The organism is Dictyobacter alpinus, assembly GCF_003967575.1.
GTDB lineage: Bacteria > Chloroflexota > Ktedonobacteria > Ktedonobacterales > Ktedonobacteraceae > Dictyobacter > Dictyobacter alpinus.
In genome coordinates this window covers 1831705-1852660 of sequence record NZ_BIFT01000001.1, presented here as the reverse complement: position 1 = coordinate 1852660, position 20956 = coordinate 1831705, and the positions used below count along the sequence as shown (strand labels likewise).

General features: G+C 50.2%; 15 protein-coding genes. 7 read left to right on the top strand and 8 right to left on the bottom strand.

Annotation, left to right across the window (positions count from 1 at the left end):
* Window positions 1–102: 102 nt before the first annotated feature.
* Window positions 103–1590, top strand: coding sequence for an aldehyde dehydrogenase family protein (locus tag EL633_RS07250; protein WP_126626545.1), 1488 nt, complete (start codon window positions 103–105; stop codon window positions 1588–1590).
* Between the two features lie 195 nt (window positions 1591–1785).
* The gene (locus EL633_RS07245; RefSeq protein ID WP_161982016.1) at window positions 1786–3573 is read left to right on the top strand and encodes an erythromycin esterase family protein; all 1788 of its coding nucleotides are present in this window, start codon (window positions 1786–1788) and stop codon (window positions 3571–3573) included.
* Between the two features lie 55 nt (window positions 3574–3628).
* On the opposite strand, the gene EL633_RS07240 is transcribed toward EL633_RS07245, so the two are convergent.
* Together EL633_RS07240 and EL633_RS07235 are read right to left on the bottom strand one after the other, a co-directional pair.
* Window positions 3629–5089: an IS4 family transposase gene (locus EL633_RS07240; protein WP_161982015.1), complete on the bottom strand. Its 1461-nt coding sequence runs from the start codon at window positions 5087–5089 to the stop codon at window positions 3629–3631.
* Between the two features lie 255 nt (window positions 5090–5344).
* On the bottom strand, window positions 5345–6601 hold the full coding sequence (locus EL633_RS07235; RefSeq protein WP_126626542.1) for a DUF4388 domain-containing protein: 1257 nt from the start codon (window positions 6599–6601) through the stop codon (window positions 5345–5347).
* A gap of 193 nt (window positions 6602–6794) precedes the next feature.
* On the opposite strand from EL633_RS07235, the gene EL633_RS07230 reads away from it, so the two are divergent.
* The 3 genes from EL633_RS07230 to EL633_RS07220 all read left to right on the top strand — a co-directional run bounded on the left by EL633_RS07230 (window position 6795) and on the right by EL633_RS07220 (window position 9293).
* Entirely contained in the window at window positions 6795–7508 is a 714-nt protein-coding gene (locus EL633_RS07230) for an SDR family NAD(P)-dependent oxidoreductase (RefSeq protein WP_161982014.1), read from the top strand.
* A gap of 250 nt (window positions 7509–7758) precedes the next feature.
* Entirely contained in the window at window positions 7759–8187 is a 429-nt protein-coding gene (locus EL633_RS07225; RefSeq protein WP_126626540.1) for a 6-carboxytetrahydropterin synthase, read from the top strand.
* On the top strand, window positions 8184–9293 hold the full coding sequence (locus tag EL633_RS07220; protein WP_126626539.1) for a glycosyltransferase family 4 protein: 1110 nt from the start codon (window positions 8184–8186) through the stop codon (window positions 9291–9293). Before EL633_RS07225 ends, EL633_RS07220 begins: the two co-directional genes overlap by 4 nt.
* A gap of 156 nt (window positions 9294–9449) precedes the next feature.
* On the opposite strand, the gene EL633_RS07215 is transcribed toward EL633_RS07220, so the two are convergent.
* The 5 genes from EL633_RS07215 to EL633_RS07195 all read right to left on the bottom strand — a co-directional run bounded on the left by EL633_RS07215 (window position 9450) and on the right by EL633_RS07195 (window position 16734).
* The gene (locus tag EL633_RS07215) at window positions 9450–10850 is read right to left on the bottom strand and encodes a glutamine synthetase family protein (protein WP_126626538.1); all 1401 of its coding nucleotides are present in this window, start codon (window positions 10848–10850) and stop codon (window positions 9450–9452) included.
* Window positions 10851–11329: 479 nt separating this feature from the next.
* A complete protein-coding gene (locus EL633_RS07210) occupies window positions 11330–12232 on the bottom strand; it encodes an aldo/keto reductase (protein ID WP_126626537.1) in 903 nt (300 codons plus the stop codon).
* Between the two features lie 127 nt (window positions 12233–12359).
* Entirely contained in the window at window positions 12360–13640 is a 1281-nt protein-coding gene (locus EL633_RS07205; RefSeq protein ID WP_126626536.1) for a M16 family metallopeptidase, read from the bottom strand.
* Between the two features lie 114 nt (window positions 13641–13754).
* Complete coding sequence (locus EL633_RS07200; protein WP_126626535.1) at window positions 13755–14429, bottom strand: fused MFS/spermidine synthase; 675 nt, start codon at window positions 14427–14429, stop codon at window positions 13755–13757.
* A 100-nt stretch (window positions 14430–14529) separates the two neighbouring features.
* The gene (locus tag EL633_RS07195; protein ID WP_126626534.1) at window positions 14530–16734 is read right to left on the bottom strand and encodes a tetratricopeptide repeat protein; all 2205 of its coding nucleotides are present in this window, start codon (window positions 16732–16734) and stop codon (window positions 14530–14532) included.
* Window positions 16735–17027: 293 nt separating this feature from the next.
* Here EL633_RS07195 and fmt point away from each other — a divergent pair, with 293 nt between their 5' ends.
* Both fmt and EL633_RS07185 read left to right on the top strand, forming a co-directional pair.
* A complete protein-coding gene (fmt, locus tag EL633_RS07190) occupies window positions 17028–18002 on the top strand; it encodes a methionyl-tRNA formyltransferase (RefSeq protein ID WP_126626533.1) in 975 nt (324 codons plus the stop codon).
* 704 nt (window positions 18003–18706) lie between these two features.
* Window positions 18707–19981 (top strand): MFS transporter, encoded by a 1275-nt coding sequence (locus EL633_RS07185; protein ID WP_126626532.1) that lies wholly within the window; start codon window positions 18707–18709, stop codon window positions 19979–19981.
* Between the two features lie 71 nt (window positions 19982–20052).
* Here the strand turns inward: EL633_RS07185 and EL633_RS07180 are convergent, their stop codons facing one another.
* Window positions 20053–20937 (bottom strand): undecaprenyl-diphosphate phosphatase, encoded by an 885-nt coding sequence (locus EL633_RS07180; RefSeq protein ID WP_126626531.1) that lies wholly within the window; start codon window positions 20935–20937, stop codon window positions 20053–20055.
* Between the last annotated feature and the right edge of the window lie 19 nt (window positions 20938–20956).

Here is a 20956-nt window from a genome sequence, read left to right as displayed (position 1 = left end):
AGACTCTGTTATAATACTTCTGGAAATTCATGGGGTCATTATTTTGATTTGATGAAGTAATTTCCATTGATGAGATATCTGGATATCTGGCAGGAGATATATATGGCACAAACATCCGCAACCGAGGCTCCCATCTACCAAAATTTTATTGGTGGTCAGTGGCGTAACGCCCATGGTGGCAAATTATTTACAAGTACTAATCCAGCCCATACGCAAGAAGTTATTGGACAATATCAGATGTCTGATGTCCAGGACCTTGAAGATGCAGTGTCGGCCGCGACGAAGGCGCAGCGTGCCTGGTCCGCTACACCTGCTCCTGTGCGTGGTGAAGTCCTGTGGCGTACCGCCCAGTTGTTAGAGCAGCAGCAGGAAGAGCTAGCCGTTTTAATGACCCGCGAAATGGGCAAGATCTTAAAAGAGACGCGTGGCGATGTCCAGGTGGCGATCGACGTGGCTAAATTTGTGGCCGGCGAAGGACGGAGAGCAGAAGGTGAAACAGTTCCATCTGGCTTGCCTGATAAATTCTGCCTGACTATCCGCCAACCAATCGGTATCGTCGGAATCATCACACCCTGGAATTTCCCTCTGGCGATTCCAGCCTGGAAAACCTTTCCCGCTTTACTGGCCGGCAATGCTGTGATTCTTAAGCCAGCCAGTGATACACCGCTGCTTACCTTGAAGATGGCTGAAATTCTCCAGCAGGCGGGCCTGCCAGATGGTGTCTTGAATGTACTCACGGGTCCTGGTGGTACGCTGGGCGATGCCATGGCCAGTCATAAAAAGATCAATATGATCTCGCTGACAGGATCAAACGAAGTAGGACGCCGGGTGGCTGAGCTCTGTGGCCGAGACCTGCGTCGCTGCGCTCTCGAACTGGGTGGCAAAAACGCTGTAATCATTATGGATGATGCCGATCTGGATCTGGCCGCCAATAATATTACACTGGGAGCCTTTGGAACTACGGGACAGCGTTGTACCGCGACGAGCCGTGTTATCCTCCATCGTGCCGTCTATCAGGGCTTTGTGGACCGTATCATGGCGAATGCTGAGAAGTTGCGCGTTGGTGATGGCTTGGAAGCTCAGACGGAGGTTGGACCGCTGGTGAACCGTGGTCGTGTCAAGGCTGTCGATGCCTACACCCAGATCGGTCAACAGGAAGGCGCGCGCTTATTGCTGGGTGGCGCCCCTCTGAACAAAGACGCATACTCCGAAGGTGCCTTTTATCAACCTACCATCTTTGGCGATGTGCAGCCAGGCATGCGTATTGCTCAAGAAGAAGTGTTTGGACCATTCCTCTCACTTCTACCCGTTGATTCCTATGAAGAAGCCATTACTGTTGCTAATTCCACCGAATATGGCCTCTCTACCGGCATCTTTACCGAGGATGCGCGCCTGGTATTTCGAGCCATGCGTGACATCGAATCCGGACTTGTCTATATCAACGCTGGTACTACTGGGTCAGAGATTCATCTGCCATTTGGTGGTATGAAAAACAGTGGAAATGGACATCGTGAGCTGGGTGTTGAGGCTGTCAACGAATTCTGCGAACTTAAAAGCGTCTTTATTTCATACCCACCACGCAAGCACTAACCCTGCTCCTATCCATGCTTTTGAGGACGTCTGTTCATGACAGATGTCCTCTTTTTTTATGGTTAACTATCTTCTTGCATATTACTTGTGCAATTTAAATTAAATATATACATAAGGGTGAAGTGAGAACTAATAGCATCCCTTGCTCGTATATAATAATGGAACTTGTTGATGTGTCGGATTAGGGAGGGGTATATGCAAGAACAGCACGTGACCCAGTTGGAAGAAGTGATAGAGTGGTTGAAGGATTACGCGATTGCATTTGGTAGTACATCACCCGGGGGGAGTAATCGCGACCTTCTACCTTTTGTGGATATTGTAGGCAGTGCTCGTATTGTGTCTTGTGGGGAAGCAACTCATGGAACCCATGAGTTTTTTACATTGAAGCATCGTCTCCTGGAAATACTGGTTAAAGAGGCAGGCTTTACACATTTCGCGTTGGAAGATGGCTGGGCTGAGGCCGAACGGATCAATACATTTCTACACACCGGGCAGGGAGACCCAACGGCCCTGCTGGAAGGTTTGCGCTTCTGGACCTGGAAAACACAGGAGATGTTGGATATTATTCTTTGGATGCGGGCCTATAACCAGGATCGTGGTTCGCGCCCGGCATTGCAATTTTGTGGTATTGATATGCAATCCTGTGATCTTGCTATGCACAGTGTGCTGGATTTTGTGCAGAAGGTTGATCCTGATGCCGTTGAAGAGATGTTGCAACTGTATGAAACCTTCTGGCAGTATGCAGCGCATTTAAGTCGCTATAGCGATGAACCACTTGCCGTGAAGCAGACCTGTAGCCTGCAACTACAACGTGTCTATGATTTGCTGGATCAGCGACGTCCTATCTATGAGCAACAGGCTTCAGCCGCCGAGTTCGCCTTTGCCTTACAGAGCGCACGTATCGTACTTCAGGCTGAAGAGATGTTTTCCGCATATAACTATGAGTTGCGCGATGAATTTATGGCGGAAAATGCAGCCTGGCATCTAGAACAGGCTGGCCCTGAGGCCAAAATGTTTATCTGGACACATAATGGCCATGCGGCCGCGCCCGTGGGGAATGAACAGCGACGCTTTATGGGGACCTATTTAAGCGAGCGCTATCAAGATGCATTTCTAGCGGTGGGAATGCTCTTTTACCAGGGGGCGTGTAACGCATTGGATCGTGAGGAGCCGCAACAGCCAGTACCGCACCTGGTGGTACTCCCTCCACAGGATAGCTATGAATATGCCTTCCACGCAACTGGTTTAGAGCATATGATGATCGATCTGCAAGGTTTTCCGGATGAAGAGCAGCGCAGTGCCTGGATTTTACAACCCCACCTCCACCGGATTATTGGTGCCATGTACTCGGCTCGACAAGATAAATTATACTGGTCACCGATCGAACTGGCTTATGAGTTTGACCTCGTTTTTTGCCTGAATACCACCACACCATCGCGCTTATTGCACAATAGTCATGAAACCAACGATGAGACCAGAACAGCTTCCCAACTCATCACCAACAAACCCCGCAACCTTGACTTTGAAGCCGGCCTGGCCTACTGGTTATATAGTGCTCCAATCACCCATCAATGTGGTATTGAAACCGTCTTTGCCCATAGTGGTGAAGCCTGCGCTTATCTCAAATCATCCGAAGCGGATCCCACCATTTTCAGCACAATGCAGCAAACCATTGCCTCGACTATGTATGTCCAGCACCGTATTCGCTTATCAGCATACGTAAAAGCACAACAGGTACAGAAATACGCGGGTCTATGGATGCGTATAGAAAGTCCTACCGGCGCCTTAAAGTTTGATGGTATGGCTAACCGCGCGATCAGTGGCACCAGTGACTGGACGCGCTATGAGATCGTCCTGGACGTTCCTCAAGGAAGTACACAAATCGTCTTTGGACTCCATCTCGCAGGCCGAGGTCAAGTCTGGTTAGATGATGTGCAGCTAGAAACCGTTTCTTCAGAGGTACCCACCACCGATCCATCGTAACCTGACACCCGCAGTGCCCCCTGTAGCGGCAGGGCTTGCCCCCAATACTTTCAACTTAAGCACTTTTTGTGTCCGGGAGAGATGCGTCCTGCGTTCCCATCTCCCGGACATGAATGACAACAAAAGAGAGATAGGTGTCCGTTTTTTCGAAGGGAGCTGGCGCTGGCTTCCCTCGTTTTTTTGGCTTGTGTTTGTTATAGACCTGTTTGATTTCTCTTCGATTGTTCCGCAATATGGGGTCAGGCAAGACATGCGTACTCATCTCTTGTATCATTCGATCGAGGAGCGGTTCGCGATGCTGCTGACTCCATGTTGCGACCCGCTCGACCCGCAGGCGCAACTCCTCTAATGCGTGCTTACAACTCAACCTGCAGGGATCAATGCCTGCCTGCTCCCCCGCTTTGACCATCCAAAATCGCAGATTGTAATGAGCCAGCAGCAGAGCATACACTTCTTGCTTGACCCCGTCGGGCTTTTTCGCACGCAGCACTTTGACCTGCTCATGCAACACACTTTTGAGTTCTCGGATCATGAGCTCCACCTCCCAGCGTTGCTGATAGAGCTCGATGAGCTCATGAGATGGAGACGCTTTCTCATCTAACAACGTGGTGACCAGCCGATAGAGGCGTCCTGGCTTCCCGAGGCGCTCATCGGTGAGGGTGTATTCGATCACTCGCACGGTCTGTTTCTCTGTGGCGCGATACGTGGCTTTGCGATTGGGGTTGAGGATCGCCAGGTAGCTTCCATCAGAAAGCTCGGTATGCCGATGGCGTAAGCTCGTACGGGAAAGCCCACAGAGCACATGCGCATTCTTTTCTCTGGCCTCTTGTGCTAACATCCCACTGAAGATGCCACAATCGCCGAGCACGAGCATCCCTTGCACCACCGATCGCATGACCTCACGCACTCCATGCGCTTCAGCCCAATGGTAACCTCCTAATGCAGCAGCGATGACGGCATGACTGGCACATTCCATGAGCATCACGGCACGCACCTGAGGATAGGCTCCTTTGCCGTATTGGTTGCTTGATCGACCGAAGGCCGCATCATTGGCTGGGGTATCAGCAACATTGAAGAGCGTGCCATCAATGGCCATCACCCGTAATCCCTGGTAAAAGGCGCTCGGGGTTGTGAGGGCATCACCCAGCGGGCGGCAAGCACGCTCCAGCAATTGGCGAAAGGGATCAGATCCTAAGCGTGCACGTTGTGCGGCTAAGGCTTGAGCCGACATATGGTGCTCACGCATGGTGGGATGCAGATCCATCAGCCCATCGACAAGCTTTTTCCAGACCTGTTGCTGGCAAGAGCGACGCCAGTAAGAACAACAACATTGGAAGAGGATGATGCTCAGGCGCGTACACTGACGCACACGCCGAGGTCGACGCTTGGTCTGCTGGTGGGAAGGCACGCCAAAGATATCAGCAATGAGCGTGGCAGGGAAACAGGCCTCGAAAACATTCATATCAATCAAGGCGCAGATCTTGTCATTGGGGCCCACATGGCGTAAGCTAGGCATGAAGAAGTTCCTTTCATCAAAAAACAGGACGTAGATTCTTCTGTCTATGACGAAGTGAGAACTTCTTTTTCTCATCAATCCCTCTTTTTTCTCATGCTTAAGTTGAAAGTATTGGGGCTTGCCCCTGCTACCTGTTCACGTATGATATGCCTCTTAAACATGTGGTCTGGCGAGGCAAATGTTACGAAGCGTGTCGGATTTTTGGCTTGCACCTAATTGTACGTTGGGCAGGAGCAGGGATAAACCCTGCCGCTACTAGCTGCGTTGGAGGGCAAATTGTTCAAACATTGCTTCCCAGACTTCCTGGTTTTCGATGCGTTCGCGTGGGTTGGCGACACGGCCATTGATCATTTCAAAGATACAGCTGAGCAGGCGTTGTAGTACCATGGAGGACTCGTCGTAGAAACCAGCCGCCTTCTTGATATCGCCATTGAGGATTTCATAGCAGAGGGCGATGAAGTTTTCAACGTCGATATGATTATGGTCTACACGGAACTCGTAACTACCCATATGCCAGAGATTCTCATTAACCATCAATGTATGTAAGGTTTGAGGATCAAGATCAATACCATTGACACGACACGTCTCGGCAAGCGCATCCATGGTCCAGTTAATAAATGTTACCAGGGTCGACAACTGTTCCGTTGGAGAATGTTTGGTTTCCCATTCCTGTTCCATGCGGCTAATCAAATTGAGTAGCTCAAAATTTTCCAGGCGTAACTTTTCGGCTGGATCTGGCAGGCGCACCTTCTGTCCATTGGATTGTTGGGCTTCTTGGTACACAGCTACCAGGAAGCGCTGCTGCGCCAGTTGTCCCAGTTCGCGAGCAACATCCAGTTCTGGTCGGCGTAGCGCACTGGCGATACGGCGTACCCGGCGATAGAGGTTTACATGCGTGAATAATTCCAGACTGCGAATATCGAAACGCATCGCGTAGGGGATTGTCGGAGCCAGTTGTAACATGGTCCGCATGCCCTGTGGAAGAACATTCTGTAGCCCCTCCCACTCATCACTGTAGCGCACCATCTCCATAGTTGCGCGTACAACCTCGATATCCAGGGAAGCTTCACCATAGGGAAGGAGTTTTTGTACATTGGGGCTGGCAATAAATTCATAATGGCCATCCGACCACATAGATAGCTCACGGGCCGTCCAGAGCGTTTTCATCCGCAGCGCTTCGCGCAATTGTTGTTCTGTGATCACATTCATCATCACCAGACGCTCACCAATGCGCTTGCCCAGAGGATCCTGTAATTGTTGGGCATAAGCTTCTTCAATATGATGATAGGTAGTCATGCCCAGCTGTTGTAAAACATCACCCAGCGCCAGGGCCCCTGGATCAAGCTCGGACGCGTTAGCCAGTTTCCCTTCATTAAAGTAAAGGATGCCCATACGTCCAGTACTCTGCTTGAGATGAATTGCGCCCGTCATGCCACCAAGCTCTACAATTTGTAGGATTTCTACGAGGCCAAAATCTTTCAGGTTACCAGACAAGACGGTGTCGGTATTCATGCTCCCCCCAAGTGCCAGCTTGATCGATTGATCGTATTTGATGTCAGGTAATATGTTAAGCGCTTCTAACGATTCCGCAGTGAATGTTCTCAGTAGAAATGCCTGCGCTTTGCATTATATCAGAGCTTTATCTCATTCAACAAGTTAATAGATATATTATTCACCAGGCATGTTCGCCTGCTATAATTCAGGTATGGATATAAATAATAAAGTTGCTATAGTTACCGGGGCGGGCCGTGGCGTTGGCCGCTCTACCGCCCGTCTACTGGCTCAGGCAGGCGTCCGTGTTGTCCTTTTTAGTCGTACCAGGACGCAGTTGGACGAGGCCGTAGCAGAGATCACGCGCAACGGTGGTCAGGCCCTGTCTGTAGTCGGTGATGTTTCGCAAGAAGAGGACGTGCAGCGCCTCTTCCAACATACCCAGGAAACCTATGGGCGCATTGATATCTTAATTAACTGCGCTGCCATCGTGGCGGTAAAGCCCTTTGCAGAAATGGACACCGCGACCTGGGATCAAGTCATAAATATCAACCTGCGTGGAACCTTCCTCTGCTGTCGGGCCGCCTTCCGTCAGATGATGGAGCAGAAGCAAGGTGTGATCATCAACATTTCGTCCCTATCAGGCGTCAAAGGCGTAGAGAAATTCCCCGGAATGAGCGCCTATAACGTCTCAAAATCAGGTGTAGCCAGCCTTACAGAAATACTGGCTGTCGAAGGAAAAGCGCATAACATTCGCGTCTGTGCTGTCAGTCCTGGAGCCATAGATACTGAGATGCTCAAGCAAGCCGCTCCACATCTCAAAGCCGGCATGACCCCAGACGAACTAGCCGACATCCTCTTCTACCTGGCCAACGACAGCGGCCGCATGTTCAGCGGCAGCAACATCGAACTATTTACCAACGCCTGACACACAACAATAAAGAAGCAGGCAGGCGCATGAGAGACGGCCTTTTGGGGAGAGGAAGTGAGCGTAAACACTTCCTTTCTCTACGCCCATCTCGTTGGAGGGGTAGGGATGTGCAGGCGGGAAGGAAATAGAACGTTTTTGTAACTTGTTTAAAAAGAAAAAGACTATATCGACGATAGTCATCGAAACAACCGCTATCATCGTATCGAATAAAATAAATGAAGCCAACTAACTTATAGAGGAGAAAAATATGGTCTACCTGACCAGACGCGTCACCTTTAGCGCGGCACATCGTCTGTGGAGCCAGCACCTGACAGAAGAAGAAAACTACCACATCTACGACAAATGTGCCAACCCAAACGGACATGGACACAACTACACACTAGAGGTAACCGTGCGCGGCAATCCCGATCCAACAACGGGAATGGTAATGAATCTAACCGATATGAAGAAGATTACCAATGAGCAGGTGGTGGATTGGGTGGATCATAAACATCTCAACTATGATGTTCCCTGGCTGGAAAATGTGATTCCTACCGCTGAGATGCTAGCAATCGCTTTCTGGAAGCGCCTTGAGCCTGGTTTTCCGACTGGATCTCTCTACGAGGTGAAGCTGCACGAGACAGAGAACAATGTGGCTGCCTATCGTGGTGAGCAGACGGAAGCAGGTAGAGAATGAGGATCGCGCTGGTCGCGCCGCTGGTCACAACTATCTCAGAACCATTTACGGGCGGTTCGCAAGCGGTAGTGGCTGACCTGGCTATGGGATTGGCGCAACGTGGACATCACGTGACCCTCTTCGCCCGTGCAGGCTCAAAGGTACCTGGTATTACCATTGAGCCAGTTACGGTACCTGAAAACGTGACCCCATCAAGTTTCGCGGAACCTGGAAAAGAGCAAGCGCTCGATCCAGGTTTCATGGACCAGGCCAATGTATTTCTAGAATTGTTTCTGCAACTGCGTCAGCGGGCAGATGAATTTGATGTGATCCATGCCCACGCCTTCGACTGGCCCAGCTTTGCTTGTAGTACAGCGGTAACCACCATTCCGGTCATGCATACCGTTCATCTACCGGCTATTTCACCTGAAATCAACAACGTACTGAGCATACTAGAGCGTCAGGGGCATCCTCTCACACTAATCACGGTCTCACAGGCCTGTGCGCGTGATTATGCGGCATATACTTCTTTTGATCATGTGATTTATAATGGGTTGGATCTTGACGCGATACCTTTCTCCGCCCATGTTGCTCCCACTGCCCCACTCTTATTCGCGGGCCGTATTACGCCTGAGAAAGGCGTAGAGCAAGCCATCAAGATCGCTGAACGTGCGGGCAAGCCTTTAATCATAGCTGGCGGCATCTATGATCAGCGGTACTATACGGAGCGCATCGCACCGCTGCTGGAGCAGAAAAAGGATAGCGTGACGTACCTGGGTCAGTTGAATCATCCCGATCTGTGGAAACTAATGGGTGAGGTACAGGGATTACTCTTCCCGATTGCCTGGGATGAGCCGTTTGGGCTGACGCCTGTAGAAGCTATGGCGGCCGGCACACCGGTTATCGCCTTTGCACGTGGTGCTACCAGCGAGGTCATTGAGCATGGACGGACAGGCTTTCTGGTGCCAGCGGAAGATTGTGAGCAAGCAGCGGCGGCCGTCGAGCAGCTCTCCGAAATTTCGCGTGAATACTGCCGTAGCCATGTTAAAGCCAACTTCTCGCTGCAGCGTATGCTAGCGGCACACGAGAAGATATATCAGCAGCACTCCAGCTACTCACAAACGTAGAAGGTGCGTGTGGCGCTCCAACAGTTTTACATGTGCTGTCAGAAACTGAGCATTGCTCAGTTTCTGACAGCACATGTAAAAGAAGCATGGGGCCTTCAGGGTACCAATGCGGCTGGCTACCACGCTCCACAATGAGAGCAGAAAACACACACTAGCCTAGAAGACGGGGAGGTAGCGCTCGATTTCCCAGCTATGGACTTGCTGACGATACTCGGTCCATTCGATACTTTTGGCGTCTACAAAGCCTTCGTAAATAGTATCGCCCAGTACATCGCGAATCAAGGCATCCTCACGCATGCTATCCAGGGCTTCTCCCAGCGTGGCGGGGAGCAGACGAGCGCGTGGACGTAGACGTTCGCTTTCCTCTTGCAGGAAGATATTCTCGTCCATGGCGGGTGGTAAGGTGAGTTTGCGTTGAATGCCATCTAAGCCTGCACGTAGCATGACCGCCAGCGCCAGGTGGGGATTACAACTGGGATCGGTACAACGTAGCTCGATGCGCATCGATGATTGTGGATCAGTGCCGGGACGTGGAACACGGATCAGGGCCTGGCGATTGACGCGTCCCCAGTTTACGAAGACGGGCGCCTCATAGCCTCGCACCAGGCGCTTATAAGAATTTACCAGCGGTGCCAGGATTGCGCACATGGAACGCGCGTGTGCCAGTTGTCCCGCGATAAAGCCGCGTCCAATCTCCGAGAGGCCATATTCGGCCCGCTCATCAACAAAAGCATTTTTACCACTTTCTATATTGATGAGTTGTTGATGAATATGCAGCCCCGATCCATTTGTTTTGTAGAAGGGCTTGGGTAGAAAGGTAGCATAAAGATTTTGCTGGGAGGCAATCGCCTTGATGACATATTTCGCGGTCAGCAGGCTATCCGCTATGTGCAAAGCATCGCCGATCTCAAAATCGATCTCATGCTGGCCTGCCGCCACCTCATGATGGCTGCCCTCAATCTTGATACCCATACTTTGTAAGGCATGTACCATCTCACTGCGAATAGTGACGGTAAATTTAGTTGAGAGATCAAAGTAGCTACCTGGATCATCTTGAAGAGGAATCGGTTTTTTATCCTCAATTTGCAGTAAGAAGAATTCCAGTTCAGGTGCCACCTGATACTTAAAGCCCATCGCACGGGCCTCCTCGATCGCACCCAGTAGCGCGGCACGTGGATCGCCATCAAAGCGCTCACCATCTGGTTCACGGATATCACAAATGACCCGTGCCACCACATCCCCATCGCTCTCCGCATCACTCTGCCGCGTATCGATCCTGGGTGCTGGACGTACCTTACCAGGAAGGGTTGTAAAAGTAGCCAGATCAGGATACAGATACATATCACTTTCGGCTACGCGGGCAATATTTTCAAGTGCAGAACCGTCAAACCATTTGCCGTGCCGCACACAGTCAGCAAATTGCTCTACTGGAATCGTCACACACTTGGCTACTCCAACTACATCAGTAAATTCCAGATTGACGAAACGAATGCGCTCGTTTTTGATTGTGGCCATAACCTGTTCATAGCTGTTATGGTCCCCGCGTTTGTCTGCCATACTAATTTGCTCCTTTGCATCATTGCTTTTCTATTGGTATTGTCTACTTTGACAAAGTGGTGTGTATGTTATTTTTAAGCTGTCGCGGCCAACATGCTCGCTGCACAGTAATGGGTTGTCTATCTTTTGACGTATCTTGACGATACATGAGTTGTTGGTTGGCTTACATTGTTCTATCGGCAATGCCAGGAAGTGTATTTTTCTGGTGCCATTTTATAATTTGTTGATTCTATTGTATAGCATCCAGGTTGTGAAAAGGAGTGTTTTGGAAAGCGAATTTGCCCTATTGCATGAAGGATGTCTTTAAGATAATGTACGCCAGACTGAAAAGATGATTAGTGCTATGGAGGAAGTATACCATTAAAAGCAAGATAAAGCATATGAAATATCAGGTAAGTTTGGTCGTCCTGCATAATTGGATGGGACTTCTCATGGAGCATATGTAATCCCTTACTCCATGAGAAGTAGCAATGTTTAACTTATTCGAGGCCCAGCCAATGCATATCAGCACGCTCTTCCCAGATGGCACGAATCTCCTGGAATTCTTCATCTGAAAGGTTGCCAGCATTGAGTAAGGCTGCATTTTGCGCGTAGCGCTCAGGATGCGTGGTACCAACAATGGCGGTATGGACACCTGGGACGCTCAATGTGAAGCGCAGGGCAGTCGCGACTGAGGTGGCTGGACCACTTTGTAAGAAATCATATTTTAGCTTCTGCAGGCGCTCCCAATAGGAGTAGCCATAGGCTTCTTTATTAATATCGGGATCAGCCCAGGCAAAATTTGCTAGAGGGCGCTTAGCAATGATACCCATATTGCGTTCAATCGCCATCGGAAGTGTGAAATCTATGGTTTGTTGATCCGCGATATTTAGTGAGGTCTGCAATGTATCAAAAACATCCATGCGAATAGCATAGCGTGCATTTTCATTGGTACCGCTATAACCAATATAGTGTGTCTTGCCCATACGTTTGGCCTTCTCCAGAACATTGATGATGTCACCCTGACGCAGGACCTCGATTGGACATGTATGGATTTGCAGCAGATCTAGATGATCGGTCTGTAATCGGCGTAAGCTACGATCGATGCTGGCTTCAACCAGTCTGGGATCCCAATCTGGTAGATCGGGCAACTCATCCCCAGATGCATGTCCACATTTGGTGAACAGATAAAAATCATCCCGTCGGGTTGCTACCGCTCGGCCAATTAATTCTTCACTATCACCATAGCATTCAGCCGTATCGATAACGTTCAGACCAGCATCCAGGGCACTGTTGAGTAAGCGTGTAACATCAGCTGTTGATGAGCCTGAACCGATTTCAGAGCCACCAAAGCCAAGTACGCTCACCTGCATATCAGTCTTGCCAAATTGACGCTTTTCCATCTGAGAAACTCCTTTGACCATTTGTGGAAATACGCAAATGATAAAAATAAGAGCACTCCTCGTGTAGAAGTGCTCTTTACTCTATTCATGTTTCTATTATAGACACGGGTGAGTGTGTCTCAAGGTTTCACGATAGTGTATCGCCGATCAGTTCATCTTGTGAAAGTGGTCCGATGGCGGCAATAGTGAGTGGATGAACTGGAGAGTAGCGCTTCAGCACGCGCAACACTTGTTCCTGCGTCACGGCGTCGATGGCATCTTTCACTTCCTGAATGGTTTGTAGTCTTTGCTCATACCACCAGGAACGTAAGATCGCGCTCATACGAGAACCCGAGCCTTCGCCACGCATAACATTCTCGCTCTTCAGTTGCACCTTGGCGCGTTCCAGCTCATCGGCCGTAATGCCATCTTGCTCTAATTTGCGTAGCTCATTAATAATCACCTCTAAGCACTCGTGTCCCTGTTCAGGGGTTGTGCCTGCATAGATACGCAAGGCGCCGATATGCTTATTGCCAGCCAGGCCAGCGGAGACGCTATAAACCAGGCCGCGCTTCTCCCGAACCTCGACAAAGAGACGTGAAGCCATTGATCCACCCAGAACCTCGGACACCACCAGTGCCGCATAGTAATCTGGATCAGTATAGTTGGGGAAGGGCACCATCATACCGATATGCTCTTGCTTGCCCTCACGGAACTCCAACGAAACGCTCTGCTGAGGATTGGGCAGCTGCTCGCCCGAAGGTGGCGCCTCGCCCTGCCAGTCACCAAACAGATCCTGTACACGCTCCACCACATGCTCCCAGTCAAAATTACCGGCAATCGAGAAAAGCACATTATTGGGTTGATAACGGGCCTGCCAGAAATCGCGTAAATCCTGGCGCTGCAACTTACGTACATCCTCATCGGTACCCAGCACAAGGCGGCTGAGCGCGGTCCCCTTATAAAAGTTTGCCCGCACCAACTCAAAGATGCGGCTCATCGGCTCATCATCACGGCGGCGAATCTCTTGTAGGACCAGGTTGCGCATCTGATCCAGTTCCTCGCGTGGAAAGGTTGGTGTTAGCAAGATGTCACGGAAGAGGTTCAGCGTCGTATCAAATTTGGTATTAACAATCTGTCCCCAAACCATGGCGGTTTCCAGGCTGGTGCTGGCCCCTTTGCGTGCACCTAAGGATTCAAAGGCCTCATTGAGTGCGCGTGCATCTTTGGTTTTTGTCCCTTGAAAGAGCATATACTCGAAAAGGTGGGCCAGCCCTTGTTTATCAGCAGGCTCATGCACAACGGCAGCATCTAGTTGGAAGCCAAAGCTGATTGAGCTTAAGCTGGGCATGCGTTGACCAATAAGCTCAATGCCATTGGGCAATTTGTGGTAGAAATAGTTGGGTGGTAACCCCTGTTGGTCACTCATCTATAGGACGTCCTTTCTTAGACAGGAGTGAGGCCGCACATGGAAAACAAGGTTAGTATACCACAAGGGGATGGCGCTATGCTGTGACGCCATCCCCCTACACTTCTTGTTTGTTTATGCTGTGCGGTTAGTGAGGATGCCAATGACTGAGAGCATAAATAAGACGAATGCGGTCAGTGCGAAGGTGAGGTTGGTACCCAGGTAGGGTAATAAGACCAGCACTGGTAGGAAGGTGCCCAGGATGCTCCCTGCGGTTGAGGTCGCATAGAGTAGGCCTGATGTACGACCGGCGCTACCAACTTGCTGGATACGGATGCGAATGGAGTATGGTGAGACACAACCCAGGAGTATGGTGGGAATGGCAAAGAGTAGCATGATAGCAATCAGCGAGCCATACAGTACTCCGATCTCGTAAGAAGCAAATGTTAATTGCACCCAGTGCAAAATTGGATCAGCGATCAAGGGGATCAAGCCAATAAAGAGCGAAGCAACAGCTGTGATGATATAGAGATAGATGGGACGGGGATGGCGATCGGAGAGGATGCCACCAACGTAGTAACCAACGGTCAGATACAGTAAAATCAGGCCAATGACGCTTGCCCAGACAAATAGGGAGTCGCCAACGTATGGTGTCATTTTACGTGTGGCGGACATCTCCACGCAGAGCGATGCGGCTCCAGCTATAAATACCAGCAGCAGTACCAGCCAGCCCTGAAATGAGGATGGCCGGGTAGTTTCAATTATGTCGTTAGCGAGTGGCATCTGCTGAGATCCGGTAGTGGTTGCCATGCGTGGAAACTCTCCTTTATTGGGAATTACTACTATACATAACCATCAATAAATAGTTCTATCGCTAAGTGTACCACGTCGCGCGGCAAAGCGCAGCGGTTTATGCTTTCCCATCATTCTCAACAAACTGTGAGAGTACCTGCGGCTGAATCTCTAAAGCCTCCAGACACAACTGATTATATTTTTCTGAGCCCATTTTTTGTTCAACCGCCACCAGAAACCGTTCCAGTAACGATGTGGTTGGATCTTTTAGCGATTGACGAATCTGCAAGGCGGCAAAAAGCACTGCCAGAGCCTGTTGATGCTGACGTTGTTCGTAGAGTAACATCCCTAGATTCGTGAGTACCATGCCCGTATAGTGCTGATGATGGAGTTTGGCCGCTATCTTTAGCGCCTCGATATAGTAGCTATAGGCGTTGCCATAATCGCGTTCATGCTGTGAAATCAGACCCAGATTGTGATAGACTACGCTGACAAGTTGTAGATCTGGATGTTGTGATAACAGCGAGAGACAGGTCTCGAAGTTCTGTCGGGCCTGCTTAAGCTCCCCACGAATACGCAGCAATTCACCCTGGTTGGTCAGTGTAATGGCCTCACCATGCTGATCTCCAATGCGTCGCTGTAAAGCCACAGCCTGATCAAAATATACTTTGCTCTGCTGCTGCTCCCCGATGCGACCATAGAGAGTTCCCACATGGCTGGCTATCATCCCCTCATCCTGTGGTTTCAGCGTGCCAAAGGGTGGTAACATGGCCGTATATAAGCCAATCAATGTGTTCCAGGCGCCCCATTGGACCATACTATCGTGCAGTCCCTCGTAGAAAAGCAGATCGCAGGCATACTGCCAGCGATGTCCCAGGCAGAGATGACGCAGCGTAGTAATGATTGGTGCAACATCATAGAGTCCCGTACGTTGTGCGCGTGGTGGACACTGTTTTTTTATCAGATGTTCATAGTAACTTGCTACCTGGACATGGCCCGCCATTAAAGCACTTTGTCGTTGCTCCTCAGTTGCCGCAGACTGGGATGATGGCTTATTTTTATCCGGCCAGGGGGGAACGTTGCCCGCCTGACCCTGCTGGCTTATATCCTCCATAAAGTGCTCGGTTGTATACTGACGTAGAAGAGGATGGAGGGTATAGGCGGGCTGGTCATCCGAACTGGCGATATTTTGGATGATTCCTGTCTGCGTCAGCAGGTTCAGCTCATGATCAAAGGCCACAATTGCATCCATTTTTCCTTGCTGCTGTTGCGACTCAATACTATCGCCGATGATAGTCATAAAGATGCCAGCTTTTGGGACAGGTTCATGAAACAGACTTAACGCATGCACAATAGCATTCTGGGTAGGATTCAGAAAATAGTGGATGGCAATAATTAAATTAGCGGTAACATCGCCAGACCAGAGCGGGCGATAGTCTGGCGAATTCAAGAGATGATTGAGCAGCATGCCACTGAGCCGAATCAAGGCGCTGCAAAGCACCAGCGCATAGACATGTCCCGCGCAACGTTGCCAGACAAAGGAGACCTCTTCAGGCGTACCATGGACGCCACGTTGTTGGAGCAAGGCTACTCCTTCAGGGAGACTAATACGCGTCACCAGATAGGAGCGCACCCGAGGATTAGTAATCTTACTTTCATCATAGGGAGAGTGATAGCCAGTCAGAAGAATACGGCTCATGCCCAGATCGGTCTGCAACATATCTAGAAAAAGGGGCAGGACGCCACGGCCCGCCACCCCTTGATTAGTTTCAGGATGGAGAAGAAGCTCAAACTGATCCAACACAATCAATGCATTTTCTGAAGGGCGGCGCAGGGTACGCAGCAGTGCCGATACTTGCTGTTCCGGCTTCAAAAGAAACAAGCCATTATCCGGCACACCCACGCCAGCCAGGATATTGGCGATAATATCAGGTAACGTACTATACGTACCGATAGTGAGCCAGACAAGATGTTTAGGGGCCGACAACCCCGTATTTTTCGCCATCTGTAAACGTCTATAAATCAAAGCAGCCAGCGTAGACTTTCCCGTACCGGGTGCGCCCATAATCATCACCGCGCTGGTCTGTGTGTCTCCAAACATCCTTTGAATGGTATTGATCTCATCGGCACGCTGCATCGTTGTCTGGGGATCAGCTGATGGTGGCGTGGTTGCATTCACGCCAAAGGCTGCCGCTAATGGGTTCGCTTGCGTTTTTGTGACCGGTAAGGGTGTTTGTGAAAGCACTGTATTATAATTCGTCGAAGGTAAAGGAGCCAGATCCCGATTGGCTATATTGTTACCCTGTTGATCCCCCCGCTGCATAAAAAACTCCTTCTCATTAACACATAAATGCAACTATAGCATAACCGAATTATGCTCAAAGATGATAAAATAGCCTGAAAGTACGTCCCTAAAAGCACTCTGGCTTTTAAATCTTCTCTTTGCGTGTTTGGTGGCGCATACCGCTGAGTGCACAACTTGTTGGGAAAGTGTTATCATAAATTGCGTTTATGTGGAGTTTTGTAGAAGTTTCTTTCTCTACTTGAGAAGAGCTTACTTATAGCGTTGCAAGTATTGTAATGTGAAGATGTTTATTGATGTAGAGGGGACAGCGTATGCTACGGATTATCTATATGGGGACGCCGTATTTTGCGGTACCGGCCTTAGAGGCTTTGATTAAAGGGGCTGCGCCAGGAGCGGTCTTGCCAGAAGGTTATGAAATTGTGACGGTTATTACGCGTCCTGATAAGCCTGCGGGACGTGGACGAGGCGTGGTCTTTTCACCAGTTAAGCAGCTAGCATTAGATCAGGGCATTCCCGTCTGGCAGCCCGGCTCGTTTAAGAAGGCGGAGAATAGTGATGCCTTAGCGGCCTATAAAGCAGATCTGTATGTGGTGGCGGCCTTTGGCCAGATTTTGCCACAGAAAGTGTTGGATCAGCCTCACTATGGCACCCTCAATATCCATGCGTCACTGCTACCCCGATATCGTGGTCCAGATCCTATTGCCGAGTCGATTGTGCAGGGAGATCCCGAAAGTGGCGTCTCCATTATGTTGCTCGACGCAGGCATTGACACTGGTCCGGTTCTCACGCGTTATAAGCTGCCAATAAGCGCAGATGAAACCACCGGAACTCTAACCGCGAAGCTGGCTGAGCTAGGAGCCCGGGCCTTAGTCGAAACTTTGCCGCGTTGGATTGCAGGTACAATTACGCCGGAACCTCAGGAAGCGGAGCGGGCCACCCATACACGTATGCTGACCAAAGAAGATGGGATCATTGATTGGTCGCGACCAGCGGCCGTGCTGGCACGTAAGATCCGAGCCTATCAACCCTGGCCGGGATCCTATACCCATTGGCGTGGCAAACTGCTCAAGATTATCTCCGCCCACCCACAAAGTGTCGAGCTGCAATTTCCGGTTGAGCCGGGTACCGTCCTTCTTCGCGAAGAGGCTGGTCACAAAATACTGGCCGTTGCCACTGGCTCTGGTCTCCTGCATATCCATCAGCTTCAACTCGAAGGCAAAAAAGCACTCAGCTCCGATGACTTCCTGCGTGGCTATGCCCAGATCGCGGATGAGGTTCTCAATTAAACATTATCCATTGTATAGAAACGCCTACCACGAACATGTCCACGTAGCTGCGACCCTCAGCGGTCGCTTGCCACCCGCCGCAGCGTGGTGGCCCGGTATCTGGCCTGTGCGGCTCCCTCATCGTTGTCACCTCGCTCAGAGAGGGAGCCCCTGAGATAGCGTGGGATGGTTCTACATGGTACGTTCAGGGAAGGTTCCTTTTGGGCACTGCGTGAGGCAACGAGCCTGGCGAGAGGGGAGTGGGATCGCTGGGAGACTGGGCCACCACGCTGCGGCGGGTGGCAAACGACCGTTGAAGGTCGTAACTACGGGGGGCTTGCGCGTGGTGAGGGGAGGGATCGTTGGGGGAGGTATCCTCTGCTCATAATCATGGCTGCAAAAAAATGCATGAATTGCAAATAAGCGAACAATACTATAAAATAGTAGTATCAACAAAGTCAGGAGGTGCCCCGATGGGTACCAGCTTCATCGCTTGCGCATAAGTGTCGTCGCACTTATGTGGGGAAGCGTTCCTCATTCAGAGCTATAAAAAGTTGGATTGCATTCCAGATGCATTTAGAATAGGCATCTGGGTATTGCATTATCCACATTTCCATAGAAACATACTTGCTCACGGCACTTATCCTCTCTCAACATCCTCTTTTTTGCCATATACGCTGGCCTGTTTTTACGTGTGCTGAAAAATGTTTCTATGGAGATAAAAAATGGATCAAGAGACCTTGATCGCGCCAACAGAGGTTGCGCGCAAGTCGCGCTCCTTTTTTAGACGTCATCCGCAATTTGCATTGCTCTGGACTGGTCAGACTTTTTCAAACTTTGGCTCGCACATTTCTGCCGCTGGCCTGCCAATTGTCGCGATTACGTTGCTACAAGCCGCACCGCTCCAACTTGGATTGCTGGTGGCCTGTAACTCAATTCCAGTATTGCTTATCAGCTTATTCGTGGGTGTGTGGATCGATCGCTGGCCGCGCCGACCGCTTATGATCCTCGCAGATTTTGGACGGGCGCTGCTGTTAGGGGTGATTCCTCTGGCCGCTGTTCTGGGTGGATTACGTATAGAGTTACTCTATCTGGTCACGTTCCTGATCAGTATCTTGACGATCTTTTTTGAGGTGGCCCAGCGTTCGTTACTGCCTGCATTGTTGCCGGAACAAGATCTGGTTGTGGGTAATAGTCGGCTTGGTGTCAGTGAAGCCCTGGCAGAGATTGCAGGTCCGCCATTTGCGGCCTGGCTGATACAGTTATTGCGTGCCCCATTAGCCATCCTGTTTGACGTCGTGTCCTTTTTGCTTTCCGCCATTTCAGTCTGGTGTATACGGATGCCTGAACGTCCTATGGAAAGCATAGAGGCGCCTGGACCCTTCTGGCAGGATTTATGGGCCGGCCTGCGCCTACTGGCGCGACAGCCCTATCTGAGGGCTATGGCGACATATAGTGGCCTCTTTAACTTCTTTGGTGGGAGTTTTGCTACCCTATATATGCTCTACCTGTTGCGTACCTTGCAACTGCCGCTATTTGCCTATGGCTTGATGGTCGCCATGGGTGGTATCGGAAATCTGTTAGGTGCAACCCTGACCAGCAGGATCACATTCCGTTATGGTCCGGGTCGCGTCATGCTTGTCTGTGCTACCTTGTTTGGACTGATGGCTGCAGGCACTCCACTGGCGGCCGGACCTGTCTGGTTGGTACTGCTAATATTAGCAAGCACGCAACTGGTAGGGGATTGTGCCCTGACCATTTATATGGTCAATGAAATGAGTTGGCGCCAGACCCTCGTGCCGGAGAAATTTCAGGGCCGCATCAACTCCTGTATGCATCTGATACAGAACGGCATAGGGCCGCTAGGAGCTATTGTGGCGGCTTTATTCAGCCAGGCGGTCAATGATGTACGACTGACCCTGCTGTGTGGATCTATCGGCATGTTGCTGGCGGCTGGCTCTCTGCTGGCATCCCCATTGCGCAGACGTCATAGCGCTTAAAACAAAAAGAGAGAGCAGGTACCATTCAACCGGTACCTGCTCTCTCTTTTTGCGTTGGATGTCTGATAATCCTATGCACGAACAGTTAAGAAGAGGACTATCGCGATGATTCCGGCGATCCAGCAATAATATGCAAAAGGATCAAGGCGGCCTTTCTCAAAATATTTGGTTAAGAAGACGGTACTTAGATACGCGGCCACACCAGAAAGAGCCATGCCAAAGATGATCAACCAGGCAGGAAACTCATTCTGATGAAAGAGGGTTGGAACTTCGAGGACAGCGGCTGCCAGAATAATCGGTGTGCCCAGCAAAAATGAGAAGCGGGCAGCATCTTCGTGGGTCAGGCGTACACCTAAGCCAGCCACGATAGTGGTACCTGAGCGAGAGAAGCCTGGAATCAAGGCCAGTGATTGTGCCAGCCCAACCAGTAAAGCTTCTTTAATCGAGAGCGTCTTCAACGAACGGAAGTGGGACTCACGCTCGGCTGGTGCCAGATTTTTGAGATTGGCCTCAGAGCGTCGGCGTAATGCTTCACCCAAAAATAGGACTGAGCCATTCAAGAAGAGGAAGGCTGATACAATCAAAGGAGAAGTAAAAAGGGCTTCAATTCTATGCTTGAGAAGTATTCCTAATATTCCGGTTGGGATAGTACCAGCAATAATAAGCCAGCTAACCCATTCCTCAGTGCCGCGATTAATCTTGCGCGTCACTACTGTGTTGCCCAGGGTTTTTATCACCTGGAGCCAATCGCGCCAGAAATAAATAATCAATGCAATACTGGTGCCGAGGTGAAGTGCTACGATCACGGGTAAGAAGTTTTTGCTGGCATTCAGATCTCCCCAACCTACCAGGCCAGGAATAATGACGGTATGTCCCAGGCTACTGATTGGGAAAAGCTCTGTTACACCCTGTAACAGAGCCAGTACTACGGTTTGAATGAATTTTAATAGGTCCATATAATTTTACTCTCTTTTG